Raw genomic sequence first — 11,412 nt, forward strand, 5'->3', positions numbered from 1 at the left:
GACTCCGGAACGGGATGTTAGCGCCTTCGGCGAGAACCGGCGCACCGCCGTCGGCCAGCCATTGTGATCTTGTTACTACCTTGTAGGTTGTACGCGATGCCTATGGCCTGTGCGCGGGAGGAGGGGTGGCCGTGACCGGATGGGAGCCGGCCACCGAGGCCGAGGCCGCGTTGCGGGACGCGTTGCGCGCCAGCGACCAGCAGCGTTACTTCCGGATCCTGGCCCGCACCGACCTGCTGTTGCCGGTGCCCGCACCGGCGCAGGCCGGTCAGGCTTCGGGCTGGGGCACCTGGACCACGGCCGGCCGCACCCACGTGCTGGCCTTCACCTCCGCCGCGGCCATGCGCGCCTGCCTCGGCGAACACGCCGGCGCCAGCCGGCTCACCAGCTACGCCGACCTGGCCGGCGGCTGGCCCAACCACGAGTGGTGGCTGGCCGTCAACCCCGGCCTGCCGATCGAGGGCTACCTACCGGCCTGGTACGTCTCGCAGCTCTCCCGGGGCGACGTCCGGCTGCCCGGCCGCACCATGGGAGCCCGCGCCCGACTGGAGCGCGCGGAGACCGTCGCCCGGGTCCGGGCCGCCGGCCCGGAGAATCCCGCCTCCGGCGCCCCGGCGCCCGCCGATCGCCCGCCGGCTCCCGGCAACGGCGTTCCGCCCCACCCCGCGGCGCCCACCGTGCCACTGCCTCCTCGGGTGGCGGCCCCCGCCGGCCCGGTCGGATCGGCGCCGGACCGCCGTTCGGTCGAGGCGCTCCGCCCGTCCCTCCCGCCGTCGTACCCGGCCGATCCGGCCGGGCGGGACACCGACGACTCCGGGCGGGCGGACCACTCCGCCCCTTCGGCGTTCCCGCCGTCCGGCGGAGACGACCCGGCCGCCCGCTCCCGCCCGGGCGTCCCGCCGGCCGGGGCGTCGTCCGAGCCCGGTCGGCCCGCGCCGGCGAACGGTCGGCCCACCGGGGACGCCCCCGCCCGACCGCGCCCACGCTCCTTCTTCGAACCGGCGTCCGGTCGCGGCTCGGCCCACCGGGACCTCCCGGTCCGTCCCGCTGACCGGTCGGTGCCGCCGTCGCGCTTCGCGCGGGGCGGCCAGCCGTTCCCGCGCCGCCGTCCGGCCGGCGAGCCGGTCCCCGAGGGGCCGACCGTGGCGTTCCCGGCCGCTCCGCCGCACACCCCGGCGGGTCCGCCGCCCGGCGGCGGGTCGGCGCAGTGGCCGCCGCCCCCGGAGGAGGTCACCCGGGCCATCCCGGTCGCGACCGAACGGGCGTACCCGGGCCCGGCGCCGGGCGGGGAGACGACGCAGGCCCTGCCGCGGCGGCGGCCCGCCCCGGCACCGGCCGACCCGGTGGACGACCTGCCCCCGTCGGTCGCCGAGCCGGTCTCCGGGCCGCCCCTGCCGAGGCGGGGGTTCACGCCGATCGTCATCGAGGGCACCATCGTCGAGTCCCGCGACCTCGACGAGCCGCTCGACGCCGGCCCGCCCGTCTCGGGGCCACCCGGACCCGACGTCGCCGGCGAACCCCTTCCCGGGTCGTCGCCTGACGCCCGACCGGCGGCCCCGCCTACCGCCGAACCCGCCGGACCGCCCGCCTGGTCGGCGGAAACACCCGCCGCCGGATCGGCCAGGACGCCCGCATGGTCCGCGGAAGCGGTCGACGCCGGGCCGGCCGGACCGCCGGCCTGGTCGGCGGAGGCGGCCGGCGCCGGGCCGGCCGGACCGCCTGCCTGGTCGGCGGAGGCGGCCGATGTCGGGCCGGCCGGACGGCCCGCCCGGTCGGCGAACGGGGCCGAAGCGGGTGGCTGGCCCGCGCCGGGGAAGCAGTCCGAGCCGGCCGGCGGAACCGGGCCTGAGTGGCCCGGCGGCGATCGGCCGGGGCCGGGCGTCCCGTCGGCGTCGACCGACCAGCGGACCGCCGGTTGGCTTCCGACCCCGTCCGCGTCGACCGACCAGCAGGCCGCTGGTCGGGTTCCGGCCCAGCCGGCGTCGACCGACCCGCAGGCCGCCGGATGGCTTTCGAGCGGGTCGGGTTCCACCGAGCAGCGGGCCGGCAGCGGGGTCCCGCCGTCCTCGGCCGAGCAGCCCGTTTCCGGGTGGATCCCGGCGCAGCCGGCGTCGGCCGAGCGGTCCGGCCCCACGTGGCTCGCCTCGTCGGAGGTGGCGGTAGCACCCCGGGCCGGGACCGCGCCCGAGGCCCCTGGGGCAGGGCCGGCGCACGCCCCCGCCCCGGCGGAGAACGCGTCCGATCTCGCGGACACCGGGCCGCTGTGGACGGTGCCCGGCTTCGACGCCGGCCCGCAGACCGGCGGCGCCCAAGCCGCCGTCCCGCAGCCCGCCGGCCCCGAGGCCGGCGCGCACACCGCCGGGCCCGACGCCGGCTGGCCGGGCGAGTCCGTTGCGGCACCAGCCGCCGGGCCGGCCCCGGCCGAGTTCGAGCCGGCGAACGCGGTCGAGGAGGACCTGCTCGACGCAGCCGGGGCGGGCAGCACCGACACCTTCCTCTCCACGCTGCTGCTGGCCCGGGTACTGCTGCCGGTGTCGCCCGAGTCGGTGCCGGGCAGCCGGCCCGGCGAGCCGGGCTTCGTCTGGCGTACGGAGGAGCTGGACGGCGAGACCTTCGTGGTGGTCTACACCTCGCCGGAGCGGCTCGCCGATCACACCGACGCGTCGGTCGAGACGGTGCGGGTCCGGTTCGTGCAGCTGATCCGGCGCTGGCCGGACGAGGCATGGTCGTTCGCGGTGAACCCGGGCACCCCGGTCGGCGCCAAGCTGCCCGGCGAGCAGATCGTCGGGCTGGCCAACTGGGCCGCCGAGGTGGGCCTCGGTGACGACGAGAGCGAGCCCGAGGCGCCGATGGCCCCGGCGCCCGCCGAGCGCACCCGGTACACCCCACCGGCCGCCGACCCGGCGCGGCCGGTCGTGATGCAGAAGGCCGTCGCCCCCAGCCAGCTCGCGTACTACCTGGAGCGCGGCTACGACCGGGTCTCCGGGTTCGTGCACCGGGCCGGCGAGCTGGCCCACCTGACCACCCCGGCCCAGCTGTTCGAGGCCCTCGGCCTGGGCTATCCCGACTCGCCGTTCGCGCGGGAGGCCGAGGAGATCTACGTGCTGCGCTGGCCGGCGCACCGGCCCAGCCTCTACCGGATCCCCTACGGCGGGCAGAACGAGGCCGCCATGCGGGCCATGGAAGGCTGGGTCATCGAGCGGTCGCCCTTCCGGGGCAACGGCTTCGCCCCGGGCGAGAGCAGCGACGTGGTGGCGGAGTTCAAGGTGGACAGCGCCCGGTTGCCGCACGGCGCGCAGCTGTGGCGGATCGGTGCGGACGGCACCGAGCAGATGGTCGCCGTGCTCGACACCGACGCGCTGCTCTGGCGACCGGTCGGTGCGCCGTGACCCGGGACGGCTACGTGGCCCGGTGGCGGGGGCGGGAGTACCAGGCCAGTCCGGACGGCGACGACATCCGGCTCTACCAGCCGGAACCGGGCGAGGGCTTCGAGGAGGTACGCCCCGGCCGGTACGTGCGGGTGGTCCCGGCGACCGAGGTGGCGGACCTGGCGTACGTGCGGACCACCTGCACCTGGCAGGGTCAGCCGTTCATCGTGCTCGGCGAGCACGACGGCTGGCTGCGGGTCGAGTACACCGGCGGGCGCTGGCCGGTCGCCAGGGCGATGGGCCTGGAGGTGTTCGACTTCGGCGTGTACCAGGGCTGGGCGCCCGCCGCCGAGGTCGCCGACCTGCGCGAGCAGCGGGTCTGAGTCAGGACTTCGCCCAGCGCAGGATCTCGCCGAGCACCACGTCCCGGGCCTCCACGTGCGGGAAATGCCCCACGTCGTCGAGCAGCCGCCACTCGTACGGCGCGACCACGTACCGGCCGGAGCCCTGTGCGGTGCGCGGCAGCGACGCCCGGTCGAGCGCGCCGTGCAGTTGCAGGGTCGGGGTGATCAGCGGCTTCTGCATCAACCTGACGAACCGGTAGCCGTGCAGGCGGAGCACCGAGCGGAACGCCCAGCGGTAGCCCTCCAGCGCGCAGAAGGCGGCCTGCGGGATCCGCATCGCCTCCCGGCACCGCTGGGCGTACGCCGCGAAGCCCGGCCCGGACACCCACCGCGGTCCGCCCCAGCGGCGCAGCATCTCCTCCACCGCCGCCGCGCCGTCCCGGGTGAGCAGGTGCTCGTAGCGGGGCAACTGGAACTTCAGGGCCGGTGTGGAGGCGGCGAACTGCCCGCGCGGATCGGCGAAGATGGCGGCCCGCAGCCGCAGCGGGTGCGGTGCGCCGAGCACCACCAGCCGCCGGACCAGTCCCGGGTGGAACGACGCCACGGTCCAGCCGATCAGGCCGCCGGCGCCGGTGCCGACCACGGTGGCCGACCGTTCGCCGAGCGCGCGGATCAGCCCGGCGATGTCGGCGGCCAGGGTGTAGCCGTCGTACCCCCGGGGTGGCTTGTCGCTCGCGCCGTAGCCGCGCAGGTCGACGGCGACGGCGCGGAACCCGGCGTCGGCGACCGCCGGCAGCATCTCGTGCCAGGCCCACCAGTGCTCGGGGAAGCCGTGCAGGAAGAGCACCATCGGCCCGGCGCCGGCCTCGACGACGTGGAACCGGCTGCCGTTCGCCCCGACGAACCGGTGCGTCCACGGCCCCTCGGTGAGGACGCAGGACTCGTCGACGGGCCCGTCGTGCTGCTCGGTCATGGCAGACAGCCTAGGACCCCCGTGCCGGCCGGCCCGCCCGCCGGCCGGGCGGGTGGCCGGGATCGCTCGTCCCGGGTCACGCCACCGGGCTGATCGTGACGATGCTGGCCGGGGTGCCGGGGCCGCAGTCGGCCGTCGGGTCGGCGGGGCCGATGGTGACCCGGACCCAGCTGCCGGTGGCGAAGCTGCCCTTGCCGACGCCGTGCAGCGCGTACTCCCGGCCGTCGTCGGTGACCAGGCCGTAGCAGGGCCCGGCGCCGCCCCGGGTGATCCGGCCGGCCACGATGTTCGCCTTGCGCAGGTCGGTGGGCTGGCTGGGCGGTGCGGTCGGCGGGCCCATGGTGGGTGGCCGGGTCGACGAGAGCGGCGGCTCGCCGCGTCCGGAGGGCGCCGCGGCGGTGGGACCGGTGGAGGGCGTCGGGTCGGCGTCGGTGGGCGACGTCGGCGCGGGCCCCGATCCACTGGCGGACGGCGTGGGTTCGGTGGGCACGGTGGCCTCCTCCTGAGAGCCGGCGCAGCCGGTCAGGGCGAGGGCGGCGGCCAGGCTCGCGACGGTGGCATGGGTTGCACGGCGCACGAAGGATCGGACGCGCCGGCGGAGCTGCCGGTTCCCGCCGTGGCGGCCCCGGAAACCGCCGCCGGAAAGGGCGATGCCCGGGCAGGTGACCTGCCCGGGCATCGCGGGGTGTACCGATCAGCGGATCAGGAGAAGCGGACCTTCACCGAGGTGCCGTTCTGCTCCAGAACGCGGATCTTCGTGCCGGTGGCCGGGAGCTTGACGCCGTGGTTCGGCAGCTCCGCGTACCAGTACTTCTGGGTGTCGTCGAACAGCGGCTGCGCCGCCTGGCCGCGGATGTACTGCGGCTGGCTGTTGAGGTGCAGCGTGAACGAGTCGGCCTTCTTCAGGCTGAACGGCGCGTCGTAAACCTGGACGCGGGCCCGCCAGGGCTGCCCCGTCAGGTTGTAGATCGGCCGCGGGTGCGCGTCGATGTAGAGGTTGCGACCCTCACCCGGGTGCGCGAACGTGTCGTTGTCCGCCCACCGGAGGTTCCAGTAGGAGATCAGCAGACCCTCCTGGTACGCGTAGTGGTCCACGTAGTCCGGGCGGGTGTTCGCGTAGCCGAAGAAGTACGGACCGGTCTTGAGGTACTTGTCGTACGAGACGTAGGACCGGTTGCCGGCGATGTAGTAGTTGTCGAAGAGCCGGGTGTAGGTCTCCTCGACGATGCTCCAGCCGTTGAGGGCCCAGTCGCCCGCGCCGGCCTCGGCGCCGTCGGAGAGAACCGTCTGCCCGTCGGCGGTCACGGTGATCGCGTCACCGTAGAAGCCGCCCTCGGCGACACCACCGTCGGTCTGGTAGCGCAGCCGGAACTGCGCGACCTTGCCCGCCGCCACGTCGAGCGGGATGTTGATGTCCACCCACTCGCCGTTGCTGCTGCCGTCCAGGGCCGGACGTCCGGGCGAGATCTCCGGGAGCGGCTGGCCGTTGACGGTGCCGTGCTGCGGGGCCCAGGTCTGGCCGTTGTCGGTCGAGACCTCGAAGAACAGGTAGTCGTACCCGGCCTCGATGTCGTAGCGGCCCTTCATCGACAGCGACGCCGACGACTTCCCGGTGAGGTCCACCGTGCGGGTCATCGTGTTGTTGAGGTCGTCGTCGTTGCCCGAGAAGAACTGCTTGGTGCCCTCGAACGGCGCGCCGTTGTTGAACGTGTACTCCCGCTGCGGGAGCACCACCACGGCGGCCTGCGGCTTGTCGGAGTTGTACTCCTGCGGGCCGAGGGTCATGGTGCGCTTCTGGCCCGCGACGATGACCTCGTAGTCGAGCCAGCCGAGCTGGAGCTTGTTCCAGGCGCCCAGGTCGCCACCGCGCTCGCCGATGCCGCCGTCGTTCTTGCCACCGAGCCGGCTCTGGGCCATCAGGGTCCAGTGCTCGTTGTTGTTGTCCCCACCGCTGAGCACGTTGTAGTCGTCCGGCAGACCGAGGTCGTGCCCGTACTCGTGGTAGAAGACGCTCCGGCCGCCGTTCTCCGGCTGGATGGTGTAGTCACCGATCCAGATGCCGGTGTTGCCGATCTGGGTGCCGCCGGCCGGGAAGTTCGCCGGACCGGTCGAGCCCTGGTCGGACGCGAAGGCGTACCAGCGGTGGCTCCAGATGGCGTCCTCGCCCTGGTACGGGTCACCGTCGGCCTCGTCGCCGCCGGAGTGGACGATCTGGAAGTGGTCGATGTAGCCGTCCGACTCGTTGAAGTTGCCGTCCGAGTCGTGGTCGTACCGGTCCCACTGGTCCATCGCCTTGACGTCCGCGGCGATCTGGGCGTCGGTGCGGCCGGCGGCCTTCTGGCCGGCGACCCACTGGTTGGCGGCGTCGCGGACCAGCGCCCAGGTGTTGGTGCAGACGTTGTCGTCGCACGGGAAGCCACCGGAGCGGCCGTAGCGGGCCTCGTTGTAACGGACCTTGACCCAGTCCGTCACCGTGCCCTCGACGCTGTAGCGACCCGAGGACTGCGCCTCGTAGTACTGCTTCAGCGACTCGTCACCGGGCGCGGTGCCGAAGTAGAGCTTGCGGTAGTGGTCCGCGTTGTAGTCCGGCTGCCAGACGGTGGAGTTGTCCACCGCGCGGTTGGGGGCCGGGATCTCGTTGTGCAGCGGCCCGTCGAACCGGGTCGGACCCGGCGTGCCCGGGTCGGTGTCCTGGTCCGGGTAGCTCGGGTGCCGCTCGTTGCCGAACTCGGCCAGGATCACGAAGATCCGGTCGGTCCGCTCGCGGGAGAGCTCGACGTACTGGTCCTCGGTCTGGGCGGTGCCGGCCCGGGCGGAGCGGGCGGTAGCCCCCTCGGCCTGGGTCTTGCCGACCTTGACCACCGTGCTGCCGTTGATCCGCTCTGCCTTCGCCCTGCCGGAGAGGACCTCGCTGAGGCCCTCCTGGCGCAGCGCGCGGCGCTTGTCCTCGAGCGGGTTCGGCAGGTCGTGGTCGACATGGGCGGGCTCGGCAACCGACGGAGCGGCCGTCGGCAGTTTCGGCTGCGGCGCGGCGCTGGCGGATGTGGTGAACGCCAGCCCCGACGCTGTCAGCCCAAGCCCGAGCAGACCCACTGCGACTTTGCGCACGTGGTACCTCCGGTGTGAGGGAACCGGCCCTACGGGGGTATGGGCCGGTGGAAATCGATCCCACTAGTGGGACCAATGGTGAACATAGACACTGGTGGGACCGGTGGGAAGATGCGTGCGTCGATTTGTTGCAAGATTTTGTTGGGAATGCTTTTCACTGTCACACCCCGGATCTTCATCAACCATGGTGGGCTGGGCGGATGGATGGCGAAGGGTGTCAAGTGAGACCTTTCGATCAATTGTTTGCGTACGCAAAAAAGGGGGCCGGTGGCGTCACCGCCACCGGCCCCACAGATAACGCTGTTGTCAGTTGCTGACCCGGACCACCATGTCGTCGGTCGGGTTGGTGCCCTGCTGGACGATCTGGATCCGGGTGCCGCTACCGGCCACCTTCACCGAGTTCCAGTTGTTCTCCGCCGACCAGTACCGGTTGGCCCGGGTGTCGTCGAACACGGGGTTCGGCGCCAGCTCCGGCAGGGTGGTCGCCACCCCGTTCAGGTGGAACGTCTGGGCCGGCTTGGCGTACAGGCTGAACGTCGAGTCGAACCCGTTGCGCCGGTTGGTGATCGTGCCCTGACCCTTGACCCTGATCGAAGCCGGCCGGACGTCGACCGGCAGGTTCAGGCCGAAGCCCGGGTGCACCGAGGTGTTGTTGTCGCCGTACGCGTAGTTCACGTACCAGACCAGCATGCCGGGCTGGTTCGAGAACCGCTCCACGAAGTTCGGCCGGGTGTTGTTGAAGCCGAAGTTGTACCCGCCGGTCCGCAGGGTGTCGTCGTACCCGACGTAGCTCCGGTTCTCCGCCATGTAGAACCGCGGGTACGTGTCGGTGACCGAGCCGGTCATCCGGGTGAAGCCCTTCGCGGTCCACTCCGCGGCCAGCGTCTCGGCGTCGTCGGTCCAGACGGTGGCACCGTCGGCGACCAGCGAGACGTTGTCCAGGAACGCGCCGGCGAGGTGCACGCCGCCGTCGGTCTGGTAGCGGTAGCGGAACTGCACGGTCTGCCCGGCGTACGCCGACAGGTCGTAGCTGAGGTCCACCCAGTTGCCGCTGGTGGAGCCGTCGACCCCGGTCTCCCCGGCGTCGATCGACGAGTTGCCCAGCGGGGTCCAGGTGGCGCCACCGTTGGTCGACACCTCGGCGTAGAGGTAGTCGTAGTCCTCTTCTATGTCGTACCAGGCCTTGGCGGCGATCGACGCGGCGGTCTTACCGGTCAGGTCCAGCTGACGGGTCAGCGTGGTGTTCAGGTCGTCGGCGCTGCCGCCCCACCACTCGTACGACCCGCCGAACGGCGTGTTGTAGCTCGTGGTCTGGGTCTGCGCGGGCAGGTTGACCACGACCGCCTGGGCCTTCGGCCCGTCGCTGTCGCCGGCCGGCCCGAGCGTCACCTGGGTAGTGCCGCTGTCCTCCTCGACCACCGAGTAGTTCAGCCAGCCAAGGAAGAGCTTCGACCACGGGTCCATGTAGCCCGGGGTCGACCCGATGTCGTCGGTGCCGTGGCTCAGCCACGAACCCGAGGACATCAGGCTCCAGAAGCCGACGCCGTTGTCGCCACCGGCGGTGTCGTAGAGGTCCGGCAGACCGAGGTCGTGGCCGTACTCGTGGGCGAAGACGCCCAGTCCGCCGTTCTCCGGCTCCGTGGTGTAGTCCCGGATCCACATGCCGGTGTCGCCGATCTGCACGCCGCCGGCCTTGTTGCCCTCCGGGCCGGCGCTGCCGGCCAGGTTCGGGAACGCGGCCCAGCGGTGCGACCAGATGGCATCCTCGCCCTGGGCGCCGCCGCCGGCCTCCTCGCCCTCGCCCGCGTGCACCGCCTGGAAGTGGTCGATGTAGCCGTCGGCCTCGTTGAAGTCGCCGTCACCGTCGAAGTCGTACCGGTCCCAGATGTCGAACTGGGCCAGGTACTCCTTGATCTGCGCCGGGGTCTTGCCGGCGGCGACCTGGGACTCGTACCAGGCGGTGGCGCTGTCCTTGACGAAGTTCCAGTACCCGTCGGCCTCGGAGATGTTGTCGTTCGGGTTGTCCGGGTCGTCGTTGTGCCCATAACGAGCTTCGTTGTAGGGCACGGTGACCCAGTCGCTCACGTCGCCGCTGACGGTGTATCGGCCGCCGGACTGCTTGAGGTAGAAGTCCCGCATCGACTCGCCCGGGCCGTACATCATGTCCAGGTAGTGGGCCCGATCGAAGTTGGACCGCCACAGGGTGCTGTTGTCGTCGGTGGCGCTGCCGTCCCAGTTGCGGTCCGGCTCGGGGATCTGGTTGACCCTCGGGCCGGGCGACCCGCCAGCACGCGGGTCGGTACGGTCGCCGAATTGCACCAGCATCGTGAAGATCGGGTCGGTTTTCGGCGCCTGCTGGTACTCGACGAAGAGGTCGTCCTTGACCTGGATGACCTTCGAACCATTGCGCGTCTGCAGTTTGGCCTTGCCGGAGAGCAGGTCGGCGATCGCCTGCTTCCGGACCTCCCGCCGCTGATCCGCCATGGGATCGGGGAGGTTGTCCTTGCCGTGCTTCGCCTTGTCGGAACCGGGGGTCGGGCCCGCGACCGGTGCGCCGGAGGCCGGCGCCGACACGACTCCCGCCGCCAGCAGCGCGGCCGTGGCAGTGGCCAGGCCGGCTGTGACTCGTCTCCTCAAAGGTCCTCCTCCTTTGTGGATGTGTTACATGGCAGGCGTGACCTACGTCTGCGCTGTCATGTCATGCGCTCCACACCCTGGCAGAGCGATTGGCGGTTGTCACGGGGCAATCAGGATGGGAAAAGGTTGTACGCGGGGCCCGAACGCCATCAAATCGGGCTTAATTGGTCCAGCAATGTGAGGTCGATTCGCGTTGCGTTTGGCCACGATCACCCAGATGGACCCCCGCCTTGGGCGGGGCCTCTGGTCCGAGGGTGCAGCATAGGCGATCCTGGAGGTGCAGTCTCGCTGCGGCGGGCCAGCGGGACTGCGCAAGGCCGGCCGCCGCAACGTGCTGTCCATCGCCAAACCCCACGCCCTAAACGCGACGACGTGGCTGGTGAGGTCGAGAGGATGTTCGATGCACGCCCTCTCGCCGCAGTCCTGACCTCGATGCCCAGCATCGAGGTCAGGACCGGTGCCCGGATCCTCCTGGAAGTCGGCAAGGGCACCGTCTTCGCCACCCCCGGCCACCTCGCCGCCTACGCCGGCCTGCCCCGTCACCCGCCGCTCCGGAAGCAGCATCCGCGAGAGGCCCAACCCGAGGCGGCAATAAGCCAACTCCAACGCGCGCTCTTCCTCGCCGCGTTCGCCGACCTCGCCAATTCCACAGGCAGGGCAGGGCCTACTACGACCGCAAGAAAGCCGAAGGCAAACGTTACAACGGTGCCCTCATCTGCCTCGTCCGACACCCGCTGTGACGTCCGTTCGCCGTGCTCCGCAACAAGATTTCCTACCAGCCACGCCCAACCGGACCGATCCCCGCTTGACGAAACCCATAGGGACACCCCCGCCCAGCCGCGACGTGGGCAAGACCATCAAGAGGCAGTTCCGTCACCGCGATGTGGGGACGGCCAGGTTGAACTACAAGGTGTGCCACGAACGCAAGGAGGAGCTTATGTAGGTAGAGCGACTTTATGCGGTGCTGTGCAGGAGATGAAGG

At 71.8% G+C, this 11,412-nt stretch carries 6 protein-coding genes and 1 pseudogene; 3 read left to right on the forward strand and 4 right to left on the reverse strand.

Going from position 1 to position 11,412, the window contains the following annotated elements:
- Positions 1–131: 131 nt before the first annotated feature.
- Both AC1WTP_RS23465 and AC1WTP_RS23470 read left to right on the forward strand, forming a co-directional pair.
- A complete protein-coding gene (locus tag AC1WTP_RS23465; RefSeq protein WP_481651427.1) occupies positions 132–3,389 on the forward strand; it encodes an SseB family protein in 3,258 nt (1,085 codons plus the stop codon).
- Positions 3,386–3,751 carry a hypothetical protein gene (locus tag AC1WTP_RS23470; protein ID WP_481651428.1) on the forward strand — a complete coding sequence of 122 codons (366 nt, stop codon included), beginning with the start codon at positions 3,386–3,388 and terminating at the stop codon, positions 3,749–3,751. Before AC1WTP_RS23465 ends, AC1WTP_RS23470 begins: the two co-directional genes overlap by 4 nt.
- A gap of 1 nt (position 3,752) precedes the next feature.
- On the opposite strand, the gene AC1WTP_RS23475 is transcribed toward AC1WTP_RS23470, so the two are convergent.
- From AC1WTP_RS23475 to AC1WTP_RS23490, 4 genes are all read right to left on the reverse strand, one after another.
- Complete coding sequence (locus AC1WTP_RS23475) at positions 3,753–4,685, reverse strand: alpha/beta fold hydrolase (RefSeq protein ID WP_481651429.1); 933 nt, start codon at positions 4,683–4,685, stop codon at positions 3,753–3,755.
- 76 nt (positions 4,686–4,761) lie between these two features.
- Complete coding sequence (locus AC1WTP_RS23480; RefSeq protein ID WP_481651430.1) at positions 4,762–5,262, reverse strand: hypothetical protein; 501 nt, start codon at positions 5,260–5,262, stop codon at positions 4,762–4,764.
- Between the two features lie 125 nt (positions 5,263–5,387).
- Entirely contained in the window at positions 5,388–7,778 is a 2,391-nt protein-coding gene (locus AC1WTP_RS23485; protein WP_481651435.1) for an immune inhibitor A domain-containing protein, read from the reverse strand.
- 321 nt (positions 7,779–8,099) lie between these two features.
- On the reverse strand, positions 8,100–10,430 hold the full coding sequence (locus AC1WTP_RS23490; RefSeq protein ID WP_481651431.1) for an immune inhibitor A domain-containing protein: 2,331 nt from the start codon (positions 10,428–10,430) through the stop codon (positions 8,100–8,102).
- A 224-nt stretch (positions 10,431–10,654) separates the two neighbouring features.
- On the opposite strand from AC1WTP_RS23490, the pseudogene AC1WTP_RS23495 reads away from it, so the two are divergent.
- Positions 10,655–11,239: pseudogene (locus AC1WTP_RS23495) on the forward strand (transposase); the annotation flags it as partial.
- Positions 11,240–11,412 lie beyond the last annotated feature (173 nt).

It is taken from the genome of Micromonospora sp. R311, assembly GCF_056780015.1.